This window comes from Mucilaginibacter aureus, assembly GCF_053514885.1.
Genome location: NZ_CP170601.1, coordinates 762,760 through 785,687, shown reverse-complemented (window position 1 = coordinate 785,687; position 22,928 = coordinate 762,760). Strand labels below are relative to the sequence as shown.

At 43.9% G+C, this 22,928-nt stretch carries 18 protein-coding genes; 14 read left to right on the top strand and 4 right to left on the bottom strand.

The window, feature by feature from the left end; translation table 11 throughout:
* Positions 1-14: 14 nt before the first annotated feature.
* The 9 genes from ACFGVR_RS03390 (at position 15) to porN (ending at position 12,084) form a co-directional block, all read left to right on the top strand.
* Positions 15-1,586, top strand: a complete 1,572-nt coding sequence (locus tag ACFGVR_RS03390; RefSeq protein WP_448701134.1) for a RagB/SusD family nutrient uptake outer membrane protein — start codon at positions 15-17, stop codon at positions 1,584-1,586.
* Positions 1,587-1,671: 85 nt separating this feature from the next.
* Positions 1,672-3,147 (top strand): family 43 glycosylhydrolase, encoded by a 1,476-nt coding sequence (locus ACFGVR_RS03385; RefSeq protein WP_448701133.1) that lies wholly within the window; start codon positions 1,672-1,674, stop codon positions 3,145-3,147.
* A gap of 43 nt (positions 3,148-3,190) precedes the next feature.
* Positions 3,191-5,167, top strand: coding sequence for an alpha-L-arabinofuranosidase C-terminal domain-containing protein (locus ACFGVR_RS03380; RefSeq protein WP_448701132.1), 1,977 nt, complete (start codon positions 3,191-3,193; stop codon positions 5,165-5,167).
* A gap of 166 nt (positions 5,168-5,333) precedes the next feature.
* On the top strand, positions 5,334-6,281 hold the full coding sequence (locus tag ACFGVR_RS03375; RefSeq protein ID WP_448701131.1) for a DUF4271 domain-containing protein: 948 nt from the start codon (positions 5,334-5,336) through the stop codon (positions 6,279-6,281).
* Between the two features lie 29 nt (positions 6,282-6,310).
* Complete coding sequence (locus ACFGVR_RS03370; RefSeq protein ID WP_448701130.1) at positions 6,311-7,069, top strand: uroporphyrinogen-III synthase; 759 nt, start codon at positions 6,311-6,313, stop codon at positions 7,067-7,069.
* Positions 7,070-7,298: 229 nt separating this feature from the next.
* On the top strand, positions 7,299-8,615 hold the full coding sequence (porK, locus tag ACFGVR_RS03365; RefSeq protein ID WP_448701129.1) for a type IX secretion system lipoprotein PorK/GldK: 1,317 nt from the start codon (positions 7,299-7,301) through the stop codon (positions 8,613-8,615).
* Positions 8,616-8,693: 78 nt separating this feature from the next.
* Complete coding sequence (gene porL / locus ACFGVR_RS03360) at positions 8,694-9,479, top strand: type IX secretion system motor protein PorL/GldL (protein ID WP_448701128.1); 786 nt, start codon at positions 8,694-8,696, stop codon at positions 9,477-9,479.
* A 43-nt stretch (positions 9,480-9,522) separates the two neighbouring features.
* Complete coding sequence (gene porM / locus ACFGVR_RS03355) at positions 9,523-11,052, top strand: type IX secretion system motor protein PorM/GldM (RefSeq protein WP_448701127.1); 1,530 nt, start codon at positions 9,523-9,525, stop codon at positions 11,050-11,052.
* Positions 11,053-11,070: 18 nt separating this feature from the next.
* On the top strand, positions 11,071-12,084 hold the full coding sequence (gene porN / locus ACFGVR_RS03350; protein ID WP_448701126.1) for a type IX secretion system ring protein PorN/GldN: 1,014 nt from the start codon (positions 11,071-11,073) through the stop codon (positions 12,082-12,084).
* A 33-nt stretch (positions 12,085-12,117) separates the two neighbouring features.
* Here porN and uvrC read toward each other — a convergent pair whose 3' ends face one another.
* On the bottom strand, positions 12,118-13,932 hold the full coding sequence (gene uvrC, locus ACFGVR_RS03345; RefSeq protein ID WP_448701124.1) for an excinuclease ABC subunit UvrC: 1,815 nt from the start codon (positions 13,930-13,932) through the stop codon (positions 12,118-12,120).
* Positions 13,933-14,057: 125 nt separating this feature from the next.
* Between uvrC and ACFGVR_RS03340 the strand changes: the two genes are divergently transcribed.
* Together ACFGVR_RS03340 and ACFGVR_RS03335 are read left to right on the top strand one after the other, a co-directional pair.
* On the top strand, positions 14,058-15,200 hold the full coding sequence (locus tag ACFGVR_RS03340; protein ID WP_448701123.1) for an AI-2E family transporter: 1,143 nt from the start codon (positions 14,058-14,060) through the stop codon (positions 15,198-15,200).
* Between the two features lie 5 nt (positions 15,201-15,205).
* Entirely contained in the window at positions 15,206-16,234 is a 1,029-nt protein-coding gene (locus ACFGVR_RS03335; RefSeq protein ID WP_448701121.1) for an aldo/keto reductase, read from the top strand.
* 71 nt (positions 16,235-16,305) lie between these two features.
* Here the strand turns inward: ACFGVR_RS03335 and ACFGVR_RS03330 are convergent, their stop codons facing one another.
* Positions 16,306-17,961: an SUMF1/EgtB/PvdO family nonheme iron enzyme gene (locus ACFGVR_RS03330; RefSeq protein ID WP_448701119.1), complete on the bottom strand. Its 1,656-nt coding sequence runs from the start codon at positions 17,959-17,961 to the stop codon at positions 16,306-16,308.
* A gap of 247 nt (positions 17,962-18,208) precedes the next feature.
* Between ACFGVR_RS03330 and porV the strand changes: the two genes are divergently transcribed.
* Together porV and ispF are read left to right on the top strand one after the other, a co-directional pair.
* Positions 18,209-19,387 carry a type IX secretion system outer membrane channel protein PorV gene (gene porV, locus ACFGVR_RS03325; protein WP_448701118.1) on the top strand — a complete coding sequence of 393 codons (1,179 nt, stop codon included), beginning with the start codon at positions 18,209-18,211 and terminating at the stop codon, positions 19,385-19,387.
* A gap of 12 nt (positions 19,388-19,399) precedes the next feature.
* Positions 19,400-19,885 (top strand): 2-C-methyl-D-erythritol 2,4-cyclodiphosphate synthase, encoded by a 486-nt coding sequence (ispF, locus tag ACFGVR_RS03320; protein WP_448701116.1) that lies wholly within the window; start codon positions 19,400-19,402, stop codon positions 19,883-19,885.
* A gap of 42 nt (positions 19,886-19,927) precedes the next feature.
* Here ispF and ACFGVR_RS03315 read toward each other — a convergent pair whose 3' ends face one another.
* Both ACFGVR_RS03315 and aspS read right to left on the bottom strand, forming a co-directional pair.
* Positions 19,928-20,398: an FKBP-type peptidyl-prolyl cis-trans isomerase gene (locus ACFGVR_RS03315; protein WP_448701114.1), complete on the bottom strand. Its 471-nt coding sequence runs from the start codon at positions 20,396-20,398 to the stop codon at positions 19,928-19,930.
* A gap of 29 nt (positions 20,399-20,427) precedes the next feature.
* Positions 20,428-22,173 (bottom strand): aspartate--tRNA ligase, encoded by a 1,746-nt coding sequence (aspS, locus tag ACFGVR_RS03310; RefSeq protein WP_448701113.1) that lies wholly within the window; start codon positions 22,171-22,173, stop codon positions 20,428-20,430.
* A 157-nt stretch (positions 22,174-22,330) separates the two neighbouring features.
* On the opposite strand from aspS, the gene ACFGVR_RS03305 reads away from it, so the two are divergent.
* Positions 22,331-22,909 (top strand): DJ-1/PfpI family protein, encoded by a 579-nt coding sequence (locus ACFGVR_RS03305; protein WP_448701112.1) that lies wholly within the window; start codon positions 22,331-22,333, stop codon positions 22,907-22,909.
* The last annotated feature ends 19 nt before the right edge of the window (positions 22,910-22,928 follow it).

The window sequence follows — 22,928 nt, the reverse complement described above, 5'->3', positions numbered from 1 at the left end:
TAATCATTATTAAAATGAAAACATTAAAGATAAAATATATCGTTTTTGCCGCAGCAATGGTTGTGAGCACCGTTGGTTGTAATAAAAAATTAGACCAGGTGAACCCAAACCAGCAAACGGCTTCAACCTTTTGGAAAACCAGTGACGATGCTGTTGCCGGTTTAAATGCTGCTTATGGCAGCCTGATCATTGATGGCAGCTACATGCGTTTTACCCCCGCATTACTGGATATCCGTGGCGATGATGTACGCAGCAACAGCCCCTGGACGGCTTTATATAACATTGGCAGGTTTGCATTGGGTACAGCCGATCCAGCGGGTTACGGATGGGCCTACGGTGCTTATTACGAAGGTATTTCGCGCTGTAACCAGGTTTTAGATAATGTGCCCGATATTACGATGGATGCCGCGTTAAAAAACAGGATACTGGGGCAGGCATACTTTTTACGCGGGTTATACTTTTTCCATTTGGTTAACTTTTTCGGTAAAGTATCTCTACCCATCCATTCTCCAAAAAACCAGTCCGATTTTTTTGTTAAACAGTCAACCGAAGCGGAAGGCTGGCAGCAGGTGATCAGCGATTTTACAGCCGCTATCCCATTATTGCCTACAAGCTATGTCGGTGCGGTTGGTCCCGATAACGGACAGGTGGGGCGCGCTACCAAAGGAGCAGCAATGGCTTATTTAGGCAAAACCTATTTATTTAACAAACGCTTTCAGGAGGCATCTGTTCAGTTTAAGGCGGTAATTGACCTGGGGATATATAGCTTAGTGGCAAACTATAGGGATAATTTTACCGAAACCAACGAAAACAACTCCGAATCTATATTTGAGGTGCAGTTTTCGCGCGATGCCGGTGGTACCGACCTGGGATGGGGTGGCGCACCAACATCAACATGGGGACGTACATCGGCCAGGGCAATAACTTTTGCGCCCCGCAGCTTTGGGTGGACCGATGTGCAGCCAACCGTTTCGGCCCTCAATGAGTTTATGATCGAGAAAACTACTGCCGGCGCTGTCGATCCGCGCGTTGATGCCACCATCTACTATAATAAACCAGGCGAAATGCTGTACGGACAGTTATTCTCACAGGTTTACGCCAGCAACCCTGCCGATTTAAACGATCTGTTTTGCCGTAAGTACGAGAACGGCGATATCGGCGCAAGCAGGCCAAATGAGTTTGACTGGCGCTCGGGCATTAACGAAAGGTTAATGCGCTATGCAGATATATTACTGATGTATGCCGAATGTTTAAATGAATTAGGACAAACAACACAGGCCTATCCTTATATCCAAATGGTTAGGTCGAGGGTATCGTTACCCAATTTGGCAACCACCAAACCCGGCATGACTCAAAGCCAAATGCGCGATCAGCTTGCACACGAGCGGTTACTGGAGTTTTGTTTGGAAGGACATCGTTTTGATGATATCCGTAGGTGGGGCTGGTTGCAGGATCCTACTAAACTGGCATTGCTTAAATCCAGGGATCCCGAGTTTAATACCTATCAGTCAGGTCGCGAATATTTCCCGATACCGCAATCTGATATCGATAATAACCCGGGCTTTACACAAAATCCAACCTATTAATATCTGATCCTATGATTTAACGCTGCGCGGTTCTGCGCAGCGTTATTTTAAGTTGGCGATTAACTAAATAAACAACTGCCCCGTTATGAAGACAGGTAAATATATATTCCCATTGCTGGGCCTTATCGCAATTATAGTATCGTGCAGTAAAAAATCTCCTACGCCCGATAATAATACTGTTGATACAACACCGGTAGTGCCTTTTGATATCAATAGTATCAACGACACCTATGCCGATATCGCGCCGGTTACATTTTATCCCAAATGGGGGCCCTATAACGTGCATGATCCCTCGGTAAAAAAATTTGGCGATTACTATTATTGTTACAGTACCGATGTAGCTTTTGGCGCTACGATACAGCCGGGTATCCAGATCAGAAAATCTAAAGATCTGGTTGAATGGACCTTTGTGGGCTGGGTATTTAATGGCTTGCCAGCGCAGGGGGCAAACTATATCAGCACTTCGGGCGGCACGCCGTACCAGGCTTTGTGGGCACCCTATGTCCTAAAAGTTGGTGCCGAATATCGCTTATATTATTCTTTATCATCGGCGGTGGCCAGGTTAAGTGTCATTGGCGTAGCAACCGCCGCATCCCCCGAAGGACCGTGGACCGAAAGAGGGATTGTTGAATCATCCAAAAATGACAATACTACACAAACCAATGCCATCGACCCTACGGTTGTGGTTACTCCGGCCGGCGAACATTGGATGTATTATGGCTCGGCATGGGATGGAATTTATATTTTAAAGCTCGATCCGGCAACGGGCCTTGCGGCTACCGCTGGCGATAAGGGCAGGCGCATTGCCAATCGCGGTTTTACCAACAGTGTTTACAACGGCAACATCGAAGGGGCCGAGATCATTTACAACCCAACACTCAACAAGTACTTTTTATTTATATCTTATGATTGGCTGCAAACTAAATATAACGTTAGGGTATGCCGCGCCGATAACCCGCAAGGCCCTTTTTATGATTATAACGGCATTGATGCAAACACTAATGTTGACCACGCACCTATGATACTGGCGCCATATCAATTTATGGGCCATGGTGGCTGGCAGGGTACAGCGCATTGCGGCGTTTTTGATGATGGCAGCGGACGTTATTATATGGCCCATCAGGGGCGGCCGGGTGTAAACAGCTATTATATGGACCTGCACGTGAGGCGGATATTTTGGACTGCTGATGGCTGGCCCGTAGTATCGCCCGAGCGGTACGCAAACGTTGCACAAGCTGCCATAAGTCAGGCCGACCTGGTTGGTACTTATGAGCAAATTGTGTTGGGTTACAAAGTTGTACCCGGTTATGCCAATGAACAAACCAATCCCGATTTCCAGGTAGCGGTATCGCTCGCACTAACTGCCGATGGTAAGATAAACGGTGATGCGAATAGTACCTGGACCTATAACGCGCCTGTGCTGCAATTCAAGTGGTCAAACGGTTATACCGATAATGTGATCGTTTCGCGCGAACGCGATTGGGAAAATAAGGTAACCTCGACCATAGTTTTTACGGGTTTAAATAATACCGGCACGGCAATTTGGGGTAAAAAGAAATAATCTATATTAGTGTTAATATTACAGTTAAAAACCGATTACTTACATGCGTAAAATTTCATTGTTAACCAGCTTTTTGTTGGTTCTTTTCTTCATTACCTCAACCTGTATCGGGCAAACCACCAAATCCATTGTTATCCAGGCTAATAACATTAAGGCGACGATCCAGCCTACCATGTACGGTATCTTTTTTGAAGATATTAACCAGGGTGCAGATGGTGGTGTATACGCCGAACTGGTTAAAAACAGGTCGTTTGAATTTAAAATGCCCTTAATGGGATGGAAGGAAGTTAAGCAGAATGGTGCAAAGGGAAGCATTTTAGTATTGAACCGTGGCGCTGCCGATGAAGCCAATCCCAGGTACGTGCATGTTACCTCTAAATCAGCCCAGGGATATGGCCTGGTTAACGAGGGATTTTTCGGTATGGGTATTAAAAAAGATAACCGGTACAACTTTTCTGTTTTAGCTAAGCTGCCCGATGCATCAGGCATGAGCCTGCAAATAGAGCTGCTTAGTGCCAAAGGCGAAGTTATTGGTGGTACGGTTGTGCCGCTTTCGTCAAAAAACTGGAAAAAATACACCGCCAGCTTTACCGCAACCCAAACTGAGCCAAAAGCAAGCTTCCGGGTGATACTTAAAGGGGCAGGGGCGGTAGATATGGATATGGTATCGTTATTCCCCCAGGATACCTGGAAACAACGCCCCGGTGGTTTACGTGCCGACCTGGTACAACTACTGGCCGATATGAAGCCCGGTTTTTTACGTTTTCCAGGCGGTTGTATTGTTGAAGGCCGCGAGCTGGATACCCGTTACCAATGGAAAAAAACAATTGGCGATGTGGCTAATCGCCGCATGATCGTAAACCGGTGGAATACCGAATTTGCCCATCGCCCATCGCCTGGTTATTACCAAAGCTTTGGCCTGGGCTTTATGGAGTATTTTCAACTGGCCGAAGATATTGGCGCCGCGCCGCTGCCCATTATTAACTGCGGTATGGCTTGCCAGTTTAACACCTGCGAGGTTGTGCCTTTAAACCAGCTTGGTCCGTATGTACAGGATGTGCTGGACCTTATTGAGTTTGCCAATGGACCCATCACATCAAAATGGGGAAAAAAGCGTGCTGAATTAGGACACCCCGCCCCATTTAATATGAAAATGATGGGAGTGGGTAACGAGCAATGGGGCGAGCAGTATATTGAGCGATATAAAATTTTCGAAAAAGCTATACATGCCAAATACCCGCAAATTAAATTGGTTGCCAGTGTTGGCCCCAACCCTGATGGTGAAATATTTGATTATCTTAACCCAACATTACGCAAGCTAAAGGCTAATATTTTAGATGAGCATTACTACCGTGCGCCTGAGTGGTTTTTACAAAATGCCAAACGGTATGATGATTATGACCGTAATGGCCCTAAGATATTTGCAGGTGAATATGCAGCGCAAAGTGTAGGCATTGCCAGCCCTAACAATAAAAACAACTGGAGCTGCGCCCTATCAGAAGCCGCCTACATGACCGGCCTTGAACGTAATGCCGATGTGGTGTACATGGCATCGTATGCGCCACTGTTTGCCCATGCCGAAGGCTGGCAATGGACACCGGATCTGATCTGGTTTGATAACCTGCACTCGTACGGTACCCCCGATTACTATGTACAAAAACTATTCTCGTTAAACAAAGGTACCGAGGTAGTATCCATGTTAATGAATAATGAGGCGCTAAGCGGGCAAGACGGTTGTTATGCCACAGCAAGTATTGATCAGGCGAAAAAAGAACTGATCATTAAATTTGTTAATGCCGGCGATAAAGCACAGGATCTGGATTTTGCTGTTAAGGGTATAACTCCTGCAACCAACAAAGCCAGTATCACTACATTAATGAGCACGGATATGGCAGCAGTCAACTCATTTGATAACCCAGCAGCGATAGCTCCGGTATTAAGCGAAATCAATTTTAGCGGCAACAACGTAAAACTCAATGCGGAGCCGCGATCGTTAAAAGTGATCCGGATTAAATTTTGATGAGTAATATCGGGATAAAGTAAATTCGAAGTATTCCAGCCGGTCATGCGGCAATTGGCACAATTTGGCTTCAAAACCCATCAATAGTTTTATATTGATGGGCAAAGCGCGAATTGTATATATTTCGTATAAATTTGCATGGCAAAGTATGGGGCTAAAAACTAATATGCGTAAAGTAGTGCTGCTTTTTATGGTGGTGTTTGGCACGGCCATCAGCTGTTTTGCGCAGGCTGATACGGTGCGCACCCATGCCGATACGCTTAAGGTACAGCACATGTTGTACATGGCCGATAGCCTTGCACAGGTACGTAAAAAAGCTATTGCCGATTCTATTGCCATGCAATTTATCGCCGCCCCCGATCCTAATCGCCACAATCAGTTAATTGATACGCTGTTAAAAAACGACGGACTCGACGGCTATTTGTTTAAAGGCGGCACACCTAAGCATCACATAGGTGTGGGTACTCCGCGCGAGGGCCGTAGTAAATGGGTGATCTGGGCAATTTTTGCATTGCTCATTTATACGGGCATATTAAACCGGGTTATCAGTAAAGATGTGCATAGCGTTATACAGGCATTTTATGATAAACGATCATTCACAAAAATAAGTAAAGAAGATAGTGTACTCACATCCTGGGCATTTATCTGTCTTTTCTCGCTGTTTGGTTTCACTATCGGCCTGTACATTTACCAGATAACCGATTATTACAATTTAACCTACTCTATTGGCGGGTTCCAACTGTTCATTACGCTTTCGCTGATCGTGATAGCACTGTTTATTCTCAAGATATTAATTTTGCGTGTGCTGGCGTTTATTTTTGATATCGGCCGCCTGGTGAGCGAGTATACCTCTATTTTATACTTAACCTATTTTAATATCGCATTTGTTTTCTTGCCGATAGTGATCTGCTTTAGTTTGCTCTCGGCCAGTTTATTACCGTGGTTGTTGCGGATATCACTGTTTTTACTGGGACTAATCTTCCTGGTTCAGTACCTGCGAAGCACAATTAATATAATTTCTAATTTTCGATTTCATAAAATTTATTTATTTATCTATCTTTGTGCCCTCGAAATTTGTCCAATTTTAATAATGATTAAGGCGTTGGACATATAATTTACCGAGATAATAAATTACCCTAAGTTTTGGAAGACAGAAAGAAAAAGGTTAAAAGTATACTGGTAACACTACCAAAGCCCGATACGGATAAGAACCCTTATGCTGAATTAGCAAAAAAAAATGGATTGAAGATCGACTTCAGATCATTTATTCATGTTGAAGGTGTTGCAGCAAAAGAGTTTAGGAAAGAACGGATCAACCTGGCCGATTTTTCGGCGGTGATATTTACCAGCCGTAATTCTGCCGATCATTTTTTTCGCATATGCGACGAGATGCGTTTTGATGTACCGGCCGATATGAAATACTTCTGCCTGTCCGAAACCATAGCACTGTACCTTCAAAAGTATATCCAATACCGTAAGCGTAAAATATTTTTTGGCAAACAAACCGCTTCCGATCTTGCCGAGGTTTTGAAAAAGCACTCGGGCGAAAAATTTCTGTACCCATGCTCGGATGTGGCTGCCGAAGAAACCCAAAAGTTTTTGCTCGAGAACGGTTACAACTTTACCCCCGCGGTTTTGTTCCGCACGGTTTGCAGTGACCTGTCCGATCTTCGCGAGGTTTTTTACGATATCATTGCCTTTTTTAGCCCATCCAGTATACAATCGCTTTATAAAAATTTCCCCGATTTTAAGCAAAATAACACCCGCATAGCCGCATTTGGCGCAACTACGCAAAAGGCTGTGTTAGAGGCAGGTTTGATTATTGATATCGCTGCTCCAACCCCCGCCGCGCCTTCTATGACGATGGCCATTGAGCAGTACGTAAAGCAGGCAAATAAATAATTGCACCACTTACAGTAAACCTTTTCTCAGTTTCCTGCGTATAACTTACTCCATGCAGATGGTTTTAGTAACACTATTTTTTTTAAATATTACAATATCTTTACTTAAATAGTGTTATAGTAGAAAATTATGAAACTTTTACTGCTATAACATTTTTGCGCGGGTTAAAAAGTTTTTGGTATATTCGAATCATCTTGAAGCTGAGGGCTTTTTTTAAGTGGAATTAAAAATGAGATTTTTTTACGTTTTAGTTTTTATAGCGGTAGGCAGTGTTTTTGTAGGATGTAGCCCCTCTGCTAATCATCATGGTGAGGTAACGGGCGTTCGGCAAAGGTCGTTCAGGCCTACTGTTCCTTACGGAATGGTTTACATACCAGGTGGTAGCTTTTTAATGGGTCCGGTTGACCAGGATATTACTTTTGCACAGATAGAAGATAATAAACAGGTTACCATTGCTCCATTTTTTATGGATGAAACCGAGCTTTCAAACAGCAAATATCACGAATTTGTTAACTGGGTTCGCGATTCTATCGCCATTAGCAAATACTTAAACGATCCCAAATATTATGTACATCCTAAAGGTACAACAGCACCAAAAGACGGCAAAAAATATATCGACTGGGATTATGTAGCTAAAAACCCGATATGGGTTAATAAAAAAGGTGCTCCAAACAACACCAATAAGCTGCAAAGCATGTTTTACCAGGGTGACGACCGGATCTTTGATCGTGATGAGATCGACGTTAGAACATTGAAATATAAATACGACCAGATGGATTTGCGTTTGGCATCAGACTACCAGGGCGATAAAACCAAGAGACGTTCTGATTTCATTCGCCACGATACAGTAAGCGTATATCCGGATACTTTGGTTTGGCTACACAATTTTACCTATGCCGCTAACGAACCCATGACCAATGGTTATTTTTCGCATCCATCATACCAAAACTACCCGGTAGTTGGTGTTACCTGGCGTCAGGCAACGGCATTTACTATATGGCGCACGCGCAAGTACGAACGTTACGCACATAAAGTCCATCGTTCGATGGACCGCCAGCCATATGATCTGCCTACCGAAGCCCAATTTGAATACGCATCTCGTGGTGGCCGGATAGGTTCAAACTATCCCTGGGGTGGTCCTTATATTAAAAATGCCAAAGGCTGTTTATTGGCTAACTTTAAACCCGGCCGCGGTAACTACAGTGATGACGGCGCTACTTACACCGTTAGCGTACGCTCATACTTTCCTAACGATTACGGCTTATATAATATGGCTGGTAACGTAGCCGAATGGACCTCATCAGCATATGATGCTGCGGCTTCAACCTTTGTAAACGACCTGGCTCCAACGTTCAGGTACAACGCCAAAGATACTGACCCCGAGAATATGAAACGCAAAGTAGTGCGGGGCGGTTCGTGGAAAGACGTAGGATGGTATTTACAAAACTCATCGCGTACTTATGAATACCAGGATACCGCAAAAGCTTACATCGGCTTCCGCTGTGTAACTGCTTTTGAAGGCCGCGACATCCGGGATAAGCACTGATAATTTCTTAAAGATCCTTATAATCAAAAATCAAATCAAATTAATTATTTAAACATTTACTAAAAACTATTTTCAAGTATGGCTGGCAAACAAAAATTAAAGATCGGGATCAACAATATCGTATCCTGGGGCGCGACAGTAGTAATCGTAGGCTTGTTGTTTAAAATACAACACTGGCCTTATTCAAGCTTTTTTATCTCGGTTGGTTTATTAACAGAAGCAGCATTATTCTTCTTATTGGGCTTTCAAAACGAACCTGTTGAAGTGGATTGGACAAAAGTATACCCCGAGTTGGCCGAAGAGGCTAAACCTGTGGTTGTAACTCCAAAAGCAACAGGCGCGGTTCCGGCTTCGTTAGATAAAATGATGGCCGACGCTAAAATTGGTCCTGAATTAATTGGTAGCCTTGGCGAAGGTTTAAGAACTTTCAGCGAAAAAGTAAGCACCATATCAAAAGTTGCTGACGCTGGTACCGCTACACAAGAGTTTACTACAAAATTAAGAACTGCAAGTGCAAGCTACGATACACTGAACGCTGCTTTTACTAAAGCATCATCAGGATTGGCAGATTTTGCTTCATCAAGTGCAGATACAAAAACTTACCACGATCAGGTTAGCAATTTAGCTAAAAACCTGTCAGCTTTAAATGCTGTGTACGAATTGGAATTACAAGATTCGAGCGCGCACTTAAAATCTATGAATAAATTCTATCAAAATTTGGGTGTTACGATGCAAGGCTTTACCGAATCGGTTGAAGACTCGAAGAAATTTAAAGAAGAAGTTAGCCGTTTGGCAAAAAACATCGCTTCTTTAAATTCAGTGTATGGTAACATGTTATCGGCAATGAGCGCACCTAAAGCTTAATTTATTGGTCCAATTTTTAATAGAATAATAAAGATATTTATATATGGCTGGAGGTAAACAAACCCCAAGGGCGCGAATGATCAACATTTTGTACCTGGTGCTATTGGGCTTAATCGCCCTGGAAGCACCTGCAAATTTGTTGGATGCATTCAAAAAAATCGGAGATAGCCTTTCAAATTCCAAAAAGAATGTTCAAAACGGTATTGATGCAAATTATACTGCATTTGAAAAAAAGGTTAAAGATGAGCCCGAAAGAGCTAAGCCTATTTTGGCTAAAGCAGAAGCGGCTACTGCCGTTGCAAATGAGTTAAACAACTACATTGAGGATTTGAAAACCAAATTGGTTAAAAATACCGGCGGGATGGATAAAGAGGGTGACTACGAAGGACGTGAAAACGTTGACGAAGGTGCCCGTTTAATGATCGAAGGTCAGAAAGCTAAGGAGTTGAAACAAAAGATCAATGAAACTAAAGAAAAGCTAAAAGCAATGTTGGATCCTCAGGATCAGAGCAGCATAAGCTTTGCTTTAGAAGCCGAAGACTCAAAAACCGGTGAGAAAAAAACATGGGAACAAAATTACTTTGGTGATGGCGTGCCTATGGGTGCTGAGATGACCACTCTGATCAAAATTCAGGCGGATGTGAAAAACGATGAAGCCCAGGTTCAGAAAAAAATTCTGAGCAAAATGGAGCAAGCCGTTGTTACTTTAGACCAGTTTGCGGCAGTTGCTGTAGCACCATCAAGTTATATCATCCAGGGACAGCAATACAAGGCAGATATATTTTTAACTGCTTATGATAGCCACTCAAACCCGGAAATTACTATCGATGGCAATAAAATTCAAGCCAGCGGTGGTAAAGGTACTTATACCTTAACAGCCAGTGGCGAAGGTGTAAAACACTACAAAGGTGTTATCAGCGTACGCGGAACTGACGGTAAAATAAAAAGTTATTCTTTACCAGAGCAAACTTATACAGTTGCTAAGCCTTCGGCGGTAGTATCACCCGAAAAGATGAATGTATTGTACATCGGTGTTGCTAATCCTTTAGCAGTTTCGGCACCAGGCGTATCTCTTGATGATATTAACGTATCTATGTCAAGTGGCTCGTTAGGTAAAACCAGTCAAAAAGGCCATTACGAAGCAAGAGTGACTTCTCCGGGTACCGTTAAAGTAACAATTTCTGGTGTGATGGAAAAAGGAAAAGCTCCTATTGTGTTAGGGACCTCTGAATTCCGTGTAAAACGTATACCTGATCCGGTTGCACAATTTGCAGGCAAAAACAGCGGCTCAACAAGCGCCGTTAACCTGCGTGCGCAAGACAGGGTTTTTGCTCACTTAGATAATTTTGAGTTTGAAGCGAAATTTAATGTAACACATTTTACGTTAATTATACAAAAACCACGTCAGGATGCGTTAATAATAAAAGGAACAGGTGCTGAGTTAAATGCACAGATGAAAGCAGCAATGAATACAATTGGCCCAGGTACAAGGGTGTTTTTTGACGACATTACTGCTGTAGGTCCGGATGGCTCTTCAAGGCCCATCGCTCCGATATTGTTAACAGCGAACTAATATTAAAAGTATAATTTTATGAAGAGGGGAATTTTATTTGTTGTTTTAATAAGCTTTTTAAGCATGGTAACCTATGCCCAGAAAAAGCCTGTTGTTAAAAAGAAAACAACTGCACCACCTGCAAAAACATCGGCAAAAGGTAGGTCTACATCAAAGGCGAAAGTAAAACCCGATTCTTCAAAAAATAGTACCAACTATCCATCGGTTACAGGTTTGCAACTTGCCGATACATCAAAAAAAGGAGGAGCAAATTTCGAAAGTCCGATTGATGGCTATTACGTAAAAAACGCGATAAGTACGGCTAAACCTACTAAGTATGCCGCTTTGCGTGAAGCCGATATTGTTTTTTCGAAACGCATATGGCGCGAAATTGACCTGCGCGAAAGGATGAACCAATACATGGTATCGCCCAAAGGCAGGTTGATCGATGTATTAATGGCTGCAGTTACCGCAGGCGAATTAACCGCGTATGATGCATCTCCAAACCCGGCAAAAGGCGATCCGAACGGTGACGAATTTAAAACACCATTAACCGCCGAACAGGCTAAAGGTAAAATGACCGACAGTACCGTTGTGCATAAATTTGACGCTAAAACAGGCGAAGATGTAGGCTCAAAACGTGTTGCAGGTGAGTTTAACCCCGATAGCATTTTAAGGTTCAGGATAAAGGAAGACTGGTTGTTCGACAAACAACGCTCGGTTTTAGAGCCACGTATTATTGGCATTGCGCCTTTGGTAAGGCCTAAAGCAGCCGGAGTATTGTTAGACTATCAACCCGCGTTCTGGATCTATTTTCCTGAAGCAAGAAAGGTATTGGCTACTAAAGAGATTGTTATGCGCCATAACGATGCGGCTAGCATTAGTTATGACCAGGCCTTTTTAAAGCGGATATTCTCAAGTTATATCGTCAAAGTATCCAACGAAAGGGATGAACGTATTAAAGACTATATGCAGGGTATTGACCAGTTGCGCGAGTCTGAACGCGTTAAGAAAACCATTATGGATTGGGAACTTAACTTATGGCAGTATTAACAAAATTGATTTGAAAAATAAAACCCCGGTTGATTATTCTTCCGGGGTTTTTTGTTGACCAAAATATTGGGTTATGGCCCTGGCCTGTTTTAAATTCACCACTTCCTGCAGTTCTTCGGCAGTAGCCAGTTTTATTTTCTTAACCGATTTAAAATATTTCAACAACTTTTCGGCCGATGTTTTGCCCACACCTTCTATCAGTTCCAACTCGGTAGCCAGGGTGCCTTTATCACGCTTTTTGCGATGAAAGGTAATGCCAAAGCGGTGGGCTTCATCGCGTAGTTGCTGGATCACCTTTAAGGTTTCTGATTTTTTATCGAGATATAGCGGGTATTGGTCGCCAGGGTAATACAATTCTTCCAGCCTTTTGGCTATGCCGATAACCGTTACTTCCTTATCAATACCTAATAGCTTTAAACTTTTAATAGCCGATGATAGCTGCCCTTTGCCACCATCAATAATGATGAGCTGGGGTAATTCTGTTCCTTCGTCTAACATACGCCTGTAGCGCCTGTGTACAGCCTCCTCCATGGTGGCAAAATCATTCGGTCCTTCAACGGTTTTTACATTAAAGTGCCGGTAATCTTTTTTTGATGGCTTGCCATCCTTAAATACCACAATTGCCGATACCGGGTATTTGCCCTGAAAGTTTGAGTTATCAAAACACTCAATATGCCGTGGCAACTGGTTCATCCGCAAATCCTTCATCATCTGCGTAAGCAAACGTTCTGATTTGATTTCCGGGTTCAACCTTTCATACTGCTCCATTTTATCACGTTTAAAAAACGTAACGTTTTTTTGCGACAGGTCGAGCAGTTTTTTCTTTTCGCCAAGCTTCGGTACAGTAAACCTGATGTTGTTATCATCCAGGTCAATATCAAAAGGTACAATGATCTCTTTGGCGTGGCTGTTATACCGGCTGCGAAATTCGGTTATGGCAATGGTCAGCAGTTCTTCATCCGATTCATCCAATCGCTTTTTCAACTCAATGGTTTGGGTTTGGATAATGGTACCGTTCATTACCTTTAAAAAGTTAACAAAGGCGTATTTTTCTTCGGATGCGATACTGAAGACGTCCACATCGGTTATAGATGAGTTAACTACTGTGGATTTGCTCTGGTAATTTTCCAGCAGATCGTACTTGTGTTTTAGCCGGTGGGCCAGTTCAAAATTCATATCTGCTGCAGCATTGTCCATCTCCGTTTTAAGCGCCCGAACAACATTGCCGATCTTACCGTTCAATATATCTTTAATTTCCTCAATGCTGTTCAGGTAATCATCTTCGGTCTGGTAATTCTGGCAGGGGCCTTTGCAATTACCTAACTGGTACTCAAGGCAAACCTTAAATTTTCCCGCATCAATATTTTGCCGGGTTAAGGGCAGGTTACAGGTACGCAGGGGGTAAGTTTCGCGTATTACACCCAATATGGCGTGCATCATGCTCACCGAGGCATAGGGCCCCAGGTATTTCGATCCATCGCGAATGATCTTGCGCGTCCAGAAAATACGGGGAAAGTTTTCGTTCTTAATAATGATCCAGGGGTAGGTCTTGTCATCCTTGAGCATTACGTTATAACGCGGCTGGTGTTTTTTGATGAGGCTGTTCTCCAGCAGCCAGGCATCAACCTCGGTATCAACAATGGTAAAAGTGATCTTGCGGATTTTTGAAACCAAAACTTTGGTTTTGGCGTTCACGTTCAGGTCCTTATTAAAGTATGAGGTAACCCGGTTGCGCAAATTTTTAGCCTTGCCGATATAAATAAGCTCGTTTTCGGCGTTCCAATACTGGTATACACCCGGTTTATGCGGAATGTTTTTTAGCTCGGCCCTATAGTCAAAAGTATCCATGTTATTCAAGTATAAAATTAGCCTTATTTTGCAATTTAAAACAATGGATTGCGCTTAAACATTTGTTAATTGAGCATCTCATTGTAAAAAATCCTTATATTCATGCACTGTCTTACTATCCGAAAATGAAACAAAACGCCCTACCGCATTATGCCAAAGTTGCCTTTGTGCTCGTCATCCTCATTAGTGTGGGATATATCTGTGTTTTGGGCAAGGATGTAATGGCTCCGCTGGTTTTCTCGTTTTTGTTTGCTATGTTGCTGCTACCTGTTGCGCGCTTTTTTGAAAATAAGTGCAGGCTGCCACGCGGAGTTGCCGCCATGCTGTCGGTAATATTGTTTACGGCATTTATTGCCCTGATTATTTACCTGATAGCAGTACAGGTGGGCACCTTATATGATGACTGGCCACAGATAAAGGTGCAAATTTCGCACTCTATTGATGAGCTGCACCGCTGGACGGTCAATAAATTTCATTTTCAATGGAACGCACAAATGCTTGCCCTAAGCAAACAAGTTAATGCACAGGCCGCGCCTGTTATTGGCACCACGCTGATTGGTGTTACCTCGATGGTACTGTTCCTGGTTTTTATTTTTATCGATACGTTTTTTATACTTTTTTACCGTAAAGTATTGATCAGTTTTTTGCTGAAAGTGTTTAGTGGCGATCGTGAGGTTTTGGTTTTTGATGTTGCCGAACAGATCCAGTTCATCATGAAAAAGTATATCTCCGGCTTGTTTTTAGAGATGCTTTGCGTGTTTGCCATTGTATTTGGCCTGTTAAGCCTGCTCGGGGTTAAATACGCCTTGCTGCTTGCCTTGCTAACAGCCATATTTAACCTGATACCCTATGTGGGCATATTTTCGGCAACAGCTATATGCGCTGTTTTAACTTTGGGAACTTTAAATCCGGCTAAAGCCGCCGAAGTAGCCGCGAGCATTATAGCTGTACATTTAATTGACAGCAATATTATTATGCCGCGTATAGTTGGCTCAAAAGTTAAATTGAATGCTTTGATTGTTGTATTGGGCGTTGTTGTTGGCGAAATGCTTTGGGGCTTTAGTGGCATGTTTTTATCCATACCCGTGCTGGCGGTTATCAAAATAGTTTTCGACCGGGTTACTGATCTTAAACCATGGGGGTTATTATTGGGCGATGCAACAGAATACGAAACCACGCTGGTGCACCGGGTTGCCCAAAAAAGCGATACACCAAAAGAAGCGGCAAAAAAGGCAACAGATGATTTATTAGATCACGATAAGGATTAGCAGAAATGAAATACAAGTTGTTAGGACGATCAGGATTAAAGGTATCCGAACTGTGTTTAGGCACCATGGGTTTTGGTACCGAAAATGGCTGGGGCGCCGATAAAGAAATAAGCAAACAGGTTTTTGATGCCTATGTTAATGCGGGCGGCAACTTTTTGGATACTGCCAACTTTTACACCAAAGGTACCAGCGAACGCTTTTTAGGGGAGTTTGTAGCTGCCGACCGTGAGCGTTATGTAATTGCCACCAAGTACAGCCTGTACGAAAATCAAAACCATGTAAACGCGAGTGGTAACAATCGCAAAAATATGATGGCATCGGTTGAGGCCAGTTTAAAACGCTTGAACACCGACTACATCGACCTGTTTTACCTGCATATATGGGATAACCTTACACCCGTTGACGAGATTCTGCGTGGTTTGGACGACCTGGTGAGCCAGGGCAAGATACAATACCTGGGTATAAGTGATACGCCCGCCTGGGTAGTATCAAAAGCAAACACCTTAGCCGAACTAATGGGCTGGAGCCAGTTTATTGGTTTGCAGATTGAATACAGCCTGATACAGCGTACCGTTGAACGCGAACTGATACCGATGGCAGAACATTATAACATGACGGTTTTACCTTGGGCGCCACTGGCCGGTGGCGCGTTGTCGGGCAAATACCTGCGTGGCGAAAAAGGCCGCATAAAAGAAAGCAGTAACCGCCTTAACGAGCGCAGTGTAAAGATAACCAAACAGGTTATGGCTATAGCGGATGAACTGGGTGTTGATGCATCAAGCGTGGCCCTAAAATGGCTGATGCAGCAAAATGTAAGCTGTATACCTATTGTGGGTGCAACTAAGCCTGAGCAGGTGCAGCAAAATTTAAAGTGCGTTGATGTAATATTAAGCGCCGAACATATGCAAAGGCTAAACATGGTAAGCGCATTCGATCTGGGTTTCCCTGCTGCGTTTTTTGAGGAAGATGCTGTTAAGAAAAACCTGGCGGGTGGCTTTTATGATCAGATAGAGCACCGAAAATTTTTGAAATAAACAAGCCTGTTAAATTAAAAGCCCCTCGCGAAATTCGCGAGGGGCTTTTTCATATCATAACCTCATTAAAATTAATGAGGCTTAAAATCTTTTGGTTTTTTAACCGGGAAGTGCGTCCTGCCACCTGGGAAGATCTCAGCCGGGCCAAGGTTGGTCATGGCGCAACGGAAACCTATATCGGCACTTGCATCACCCTGATCCATAAAACGACGGGTTGATGGGTTTAACCAGTAAGCCATATCGTTCCATGAGCCGCCTTTGTATACTTTCGAGCGATCATTGATCAATGTAGTACGACCATATAAAACTGCATTAACGGTATCGTTATAACCACGTTCATCAGGTGTATAGGGTTTACCCTCAAGTGAGGTGTTGGGTGCATATTTATTACCTGTAGCAGCAGTACCCGGCGCAGCAGCTGCACCAGTTGCCGGCGGATTGGTATTTGGTGCTTTGCCTGCAGTTTGCGATGCCAGATAGTCGGCATAGCTCAATTTTTTATCCGTTTTTGCAGGATCGTGTATCGCACGGGCGTATTTGTCTTTAGCTAATACACCTTTTGATGCATCGGCCATACGCTTTTCGGTAAACTGGTTACCGCGGTAAGGGTTCAAGCCTTCAAAATCTTCATATGATAACTGGCGGTAAGTATCGGCCGTCCATTCATTAACGTTGCCGGCCATGTTATACAAACCAAAATCATTTGGCTGGTACGAGCGTACCGGCGCGGTAATATCTGCTTTATCGTTCAGCGATCCTGCCAGACCCATATAGTCACCTTTGCCACGTTTAAAGTTGGCTAAGATCAAACCACGGGTACCGCTTTTAGGCGATCGTACACCCATGCCGTTCCATGGATACATTTTGCCGTCGCTGATATTTTCGTTTTCGGTATTGCCCACCAAACCAAGCGCAGCATATTCCCATTCGGCTTCGGTTGGTAAACGATAGCCTTCCTGGGTTATAATACCATCCTCTAAACGTACAGGGCGGGTAGCTTTGCCATTGGCGCCTACCTTAGCTGTAGGGCTTAAGTTGGGCATCATTTTTTTACCATCAATACCGTTACCCTTGTTCTGGCCGTTTAAATAAATTTCGGTGTTAAACGGTTCGCCTTTTTTAAGCTGCGGAACTTTTTTACCATCGTTAGATGCTGTTTTCCAGTCGGCTAACTTACCGGTTTCACGTAAAATGTTTTCATTCATACGGTCGGTACGCCAAAGGCAATAGTCATTGGCTTGTTCCCAGGTTACACCAACTACAGGATAATCCTGAAAAGACGGGTGACGCAAGTAATTATTAACATAAGGCTCGTTGGCCGATAATGCACCGCGCCATACCAAAGTATCCGGTAATGCATTGTAATACAACTCCCTGTCGGTAGGGAAGTTGATACTTAACCAGTGCAGGTATTCAAGCCAATCGTTGTTTGAAACCTCGGTTTCATCCATGTAGAACGACGAGATAGGTACCCGCGAACGTGCGAAAGTGTAATCAAACTGTACGTCCTGGTCTAAGCTTCCGCCCATAACAAATGTACCGCCTTCAATAGGGATCAAACCAGGGCCAGGTGCCGGGTGTGTTTTTTTAAACACCTGGAAACCGCCATTGGTTCTGTCGTTATACTTCATGCCTGTTTTTTGAGATCTTGGGGGACTTTTGCAGCTCCCTAACAACAAACCCAACATCATTACGGGCAAAACAGATCTTGTAAAAATTCTTTTCATCACACTAAATAACTTCAAATAACCAAAGAGTAATATTAATTGGTACTACTAATATACGGCAAATAGCCCAATCTTAATTGTTTTTTTGGAATAAGTATACCCCTCTAACGAAAAAAACCAAACTTAGTTATACCTGCATGCATTTTTTTTAATTTATGAACGTTTAAGCAAATGTCGATTATTAAATAATTGAACAAATACCCATACCACTGTTATCAGATTATAAAAATAAAGCTAACTTACGGCGATGAATGTTTCTAAATTTTTTACACAAACACTGATGCAGGGCTTATTGTGTGGGTTTTGTGTAAATGCCATGGCCCAAACAGTTGGTTCGGGTAATACCAATACAAATGGCAGCACAACAAACGCCATAACCACCGCGGTACCTTTTTTAACCATTTCGCCCGACGCCCGTTCCGGTGCTATGGGTGAGGCTGGTGTGGCTATTTCGCCCGATGTTAACGCCGATTATTGGAATCCGGCTAAACTGGCATACCTCGAAAAAAGCACTAATGTTTCACTATCATACAGCCCGTGGCTACGCAATATAGTGCCCGATGTTAGCCTGTCTTACTTAAGTTTTGCCGGTAAGATAAATGAGCGCAGCTTCATCGGTACATCATTACGCTATTTTAACCTGGGCACCATCGACCTGTTCGACGATCACCAAAATGCCCAGGGTACTTACAAACCCAACGAGTTTTCGTTTGATGTAAGTTATGCACGTAAATTCGGCGATAATTTTTCAATGGGCCTAACCGGTCGTTATATTCATTCCGACCTTACTAATGGCTCGGTAGTTAACGGTCAGAAAACCAACGCCGCCAATGGTGTTGCTGCCGATGTATCGCTGTATCTCAAAAATCCATCGCAGCAATTTGGAAAAGACGCCTTGTTTGCCTTTGGTGTCGATATTTCAAACATCGGCCCTAAAATGAGTTATACCGTCAACGGGAAACAGTTTTTTTTACCTACCAATTTAAAGATCGGTGCAGCCAATACCTGGTTCCTTGATGAAACCAACGAAGTGACCCTGGCTCTTGATATCAATAAACTACTGGTACCAACTCCGCCAATACGCGATGTCAATGGCAACATTATTTCGGGTAAAGACGATAACCGCTCTGTGGTTTCGGGCATATTCGGTTCGTTTAGTGATGCCCCCGGTGGCGCCGCCGAAGAGTTTAAGGAGATCGCTTTTTCGCCTGCTTTTGAGTATTTGTACAACAAACAATTCGCGCTGCGTGCCGGCTATTTTTACGAAAGTCCGGATAAGGGTAACCGCCAGTATTTTACCGTTGGCGTCGGGGTTAAATACAGCGATTTTAAACTCGACTTTGCCTACCTCATAGCCAGCCAGGATCAAAGCCCCCTGGCTAATACGCTCCGTTTTACATTACACTATAATTTCGGCAGCAAATAATACCTTTGCCTTATGAAGATCAAAGTAGGTTTCGGCTTCGACGTGCACCAGTTAAGGGAAGGCCACCCATTTGTTTTAGGCGGGGTAAAGCTCGAACACCACTCAGGTGCCTACGGGCACTCTGATGCTGATGTTTTGCTGCATGCTATCTGCGATGCCTTGCTTGGTGCAGCCAACCTGCGCGACATCGGTTTCCACTTTTCAAATACCGACGAACGCTGGCGCGGGATAAGCAGCCTGGTGTTGCTGCAAAAAGTGGTTGAGCTTATCGCCGAAAAAGGCTGGTCAGTAGGCAATATCGATGCCATGGTATGCCTCGAAGCGCCAAAGATCAACCCACATATCCCGGCCATGAAAACACACATTGCTACAGCCATCGCGATAAGCGAAGAAGATATCTCTATCAAAGCAACTACCAACGAGCAGATGGGCTTTATCGGCCGTCAGGAAGGTGTTGTAGCTTATGCCGTTTGTTTGATAGAGAAGAGCCCCCTCTAAATCTCCCCCTGTAGGGGAGACTTCTCCACTTTACAAAAGTTCTTAGTTCACCGTCAGCACGTCGATCGTAAAGATCAATACCGAATTTGGCGGGATACCAGTATCGTCGCTATTGCCGTAAGCCAAACCAGATGGAATGATCAGTAAAATACGGCCACCTGCTTTTACCAATGGAATGCCTATTTGCCAACCTTGTATTACGCCCGCCAGTCGAAAGCTAAGCGCGTTGGTTTTAGTTTGATCGAATACGGTACCATCCAGGTACGTACCTACATAATTTGCCGTAATTGTTGAGTTTGCACTGGCGTTACTGCCGTTGCCTTGAGTAATGATCTGGTAATAAAGTCCCGACGGATCTTTAGTAGCATTGATTGATGGGTGTGCCGTAAGGTAATTTTTAATGGTGATATCATCGGCAGCAGCCTGGGCGGCAGCATCAAAGCTGTCGCTTTTTTTACTGCATGACGATAAACCGATAGCGATAAAAAGCAGGACGGTGAGGTGTTTCTTCATGTTACTAAAGCGCATAAACAGGCTAAATATTATACAGTGGTTCTTATCTTCAATTCGTTCAATTGTGCATCAGCAATGGTTGATGGCGAATCGATCATCACATCGCGGCCCGAGTTGTTTTTTGGGAAAGCGATTACATCACGTATTGAATCCAGACCGGCAAATATCGAACACAAACGGTCAAAGCCTAAAGCCAAACCACCATGCGGAGGCGCGCCATACTCAAAGGCATCCATCAAAAACCCAAATTGTTTTTGTGCCTCTTCGGGCGAAAAGCCTAAATGTTTAAACATCAGCGATTGCAGCTCACGATCGTGTATCCTGATAGAACCACCACCAACCTCGATACCGTTGATCACCATATCGTAAGCATTGGCGCGTACTGCGCCCGGGTTGGTTTCCAGCATCGCAATATCTTCAGGCTTAGGCGAGGTGAACGGGTGGTGCATAGCATGGTAACGCTCGGTTTCTTCGTCCCACTCTAACAGCGGGAAGTCAAGCACCCAAAGCGGGGCAAAAGTGTTTTTATCGCGTAAGCCCAAACGGCCGCCAATTTCAAGGCGCAGTTCGTTTAGTTGCTTGCGTACTTTGTCGGTTAAGCCAGCTAATACCAATACCAGGTCGCCCGGCTGAGTGTTAAACGCTGCCGACCATTTTTGCAATTCGTCCTCGCTGTAAAATTTATCAACCGACGATTTTAACGTACCATCGGTATTGTGGCGCATATAGATCAAGCCGGTAGCACCAATTTGCGGGCGTTTTAACCATTCGGTCAACTCGTCCAGTTGTTTACGGGTATATTCGGCGCAGCCTTTGGCATTGATACCTACAACCAGTTCGGCGTTATCAAATACACCAAAACCTTTGCCTTTTACAACATCGTTCAGTTCCACAAACTCCATCCCTAAACGCACGTCCGGTTTGTCCGATCCGTACAAACGCATCGCATCGCTGTATTGCATCCTTGGGAAATCGCCCAGCTCAATACCTTTTACAGTTTTGAATAAATGACGGGCCAAACCCTCAAACGTGTTCAATATATCTTCCTGTGTAATGTAGCTCATTTCGCAGTCAATCTGCGTAAACTCCGGCTGACGGTCGGCACGCAGATCTTCGTCGCGAAAGCATTTTACGATCTGGAAATAACGGTCGAAACCGCTTACCATCAGTAATTGTTTAAAGGTTTGCGGCGATTGCGGCAGGGCATAAAATTCGCCAGGGTTCATGCGGCTCGGCACCACAAAATCGCGTGCGCCTTCTGGTGTCGATTTGATCAGCACCGGGGTTTCAACTTCTATAAAATTTAAACCGTCCAGGTATTTGCGTATTTCCTGGCTCAGCTTGTGGCGCATAACCAGGTTATTGCGTATCGGGTTACGCCGCAGATCCAGGTAACGGTATTTGGCGCGCAGCTCTTCACCGCCGTCGGTTTCATCTTCAATCAAAAACGGAGGTATCTTGGCTGCGTTCAGCACTTCAATATCGGTAACAACCAGCTCAATTTCGCCGGTAGGTATTTTGGCGTTTTTATTGGTACGCTCAATTACTTTGCCTGTAACTCTGATCACAAACTCCCGACCCAGTGTGCGGCTTTTTTCGCGCAGGGTGGCATCACTGTCGGTGTTAAAAACAAGCTGGGTCAAACCATAACGGTCGCGTACATCCACAAAAGTGGTACCGCCCAAATCGCGCGATTTTTGTACCCATCCGCATAAAGTAACAGTTTGGTTTAAGTGGCTTATGTTCAATTCGCCGCAGGTATGAGTTCTAAGCATAGTAGTTAAAATAAAGTCAGCAAAAGTATAAAATAGATGTGAGTATTGATATATGACTACAGAGATAGTTTTAGTATAAATTATGACATTTGTATTGATGTTCGAGTTACTTTAGTTTGGATATTTGTAAGTATCCGAAACTCTAAAACCGATCATCATGAAAAAAGCCGTAATTGTAACCTTCGATAAGTTTACCGACATCGACATGTTTTTACCCTGGGACCTGCTCAACCGTGTTAAATTTCGCCACAAAGATTTCGAGGTAAAATTTGTCGGCACAAGCAACTCGCATCTATCAAGCGCAGGTATTAAGCTCGATATGCATGGCACCATCGAAGAAGCTAACGATGCAGATATGGTGTTTTTCGGCAGCGGCTCTGGTGCGCGTATCGTTTCAAAAGATGAGGCTTTCCTGCAACGTTTCAACCTCGATCCATCTAAACAGATCATTTGCTCCATGTGTTCAGGCGCATTGATCATTGCAGCATTGGGCCATTTGAAGGGCTTGTCGGCAACCACCTACCCAACTGCTTTTGAAGCCTTACGTGGTTATGGGGTTGATGTGATAGAAGATACCCACCTGGTAACCCACGGCAATATCGGTACTGCCGCAGGCTGCCTTGCAGCTGTCGACCTGATAGGCTGGGCCATCGAAAAAATGTACGACGAAAAAACCCGGCAGGATGTCATTGCCTCGGTATTACCTATCGGCCAGGGCCAGGTTTGCATGTACTAATAACGTTGATGTTCACCTT

What these genes read in the sequence shown, in the direction of transcription:
- porL (WP_448701128.1), top strand. Translation starts at nt 8,694, where the DNA reads ATGGCTGGCAAACAAAAATTAAAGATCGGGATCAACAATATCGTATCC.
- ACFGVR_RS03385 (WP_448701133.1), top strand. Translation starts at nt 1,672, where the DNA reads ATGAAGACAGGTAAATATATATTCCCATTGCTGGGCCTTATCGCAATT.
- porM (WP_448701127.1), top strand. Translation starts at nt 9,523, where the DNA reads ATGGCTGGAGGTAAACAAACCCCAAGGGCGCGAATGATCAACATTTTG.
- porK (WP_448701129.1), top strand. Translation starts at nt 7,299, where the DNA reads ATGAGATTTTTTTACGTTTTAGTTTTTATAGCGGTAGGCAGTGTTTTT.
- ACFGVR_RS03390 (WP_448701134.1), top strand. Translation starts at nt 15, where the DNA reads ATGAAAACATTAAAGATAAAATATATCGTTTTTGCCGCAGCAATGGTT.
- ACFGVR_RS03305 (WP_448701112.1), top strand. Translation starts at nt 22,331, where the DNA reads ATGAAAAAAGCCGTAATTGTAACCTTCGATAAGTTTACCGACATCGAC.
- porV (WP_448701118.1), top strand. Translation starts at nt 18,209, where the DNA reads ATGAATGTTTCTAAATTTTTTACACAAACACTGATGCAGGGCTTATTG.
- uvrC (WP_448701124.1), bottom strand. Translation starts at nt 13,932, where the DNA reads ATGGATACTTTTGACTATAGGGCCGAGCTAAAAAACATTCCGCATAAA.
- ACFGVR_RS03330 (WP_448701119.1), bottom strand. Translation starts at nt 17,961, where the DNA reads ATGAAAAGAATTTTTACAAGATCTGTTTTGCCCGTAATGATGTTGGGT.
- ACFGVR_RS03340 (WP_448701123.1), top strand. Translation starts at nt 14,058, where the DNA reads ATGAAACAAAACGCCCTACCGCATTATGCCAAAGTTGCCTTTGTGCTC.
- ACFGVR_RS03375 (WP_448701131.1), top strand. Translation starts at nt 5,334, where the DNA reads ATGCGTAAAGTAGTGCTGCTTTTTATGGTGGTGTTTGGCACGGCCATC.
- porN (WP_448701126.1), top strand. Translation starts at nt 11,071, where the DNA reads ATGAAGAGGGGAATTTTATTTGTTGTTTTAATAAGCTTTTTAAGCATG.
- ACFGVR_RS03315 (WP_448701114.1), bottom strand. Translation starts at nt 20,398, where the DNA reads ATGAAGAAACACCTCACCGTCCTGCTTTTTATCGCTATCGGTTTATCG.
- ispF (WP_448701116.1), top strand. Translation starts at nt 19,400, where the DNA reads ATGAAGATCAAAGTAGGTTTCGGCTTCGACGTGCACCAGTTAAGGGAA.
- ACFGVR_RS03380 (WP_448701132.1), top strand. Translation starts at nt 3,191, where the DNA reads ATGCGTAAAATTTCATTGTTAACCAGCTTTTTGTTGGTTCTTTTCTTC.
- ACFGVR_RS03335 (WP_448701121.1), top strand. Translation starts at nt 15,206, where the DNA reads ATGAAATACAAGTTGTTAGGACGATCAGGATTAAAGGTATCCGAACTG.
- aspS (WP_448701113.1), bottom strand. Translation starts at nt 22,173, where the DNA reads ATGCTTAGAACTCATACCTGCGGCGAATTGAACATAAGCCACTTAAAC.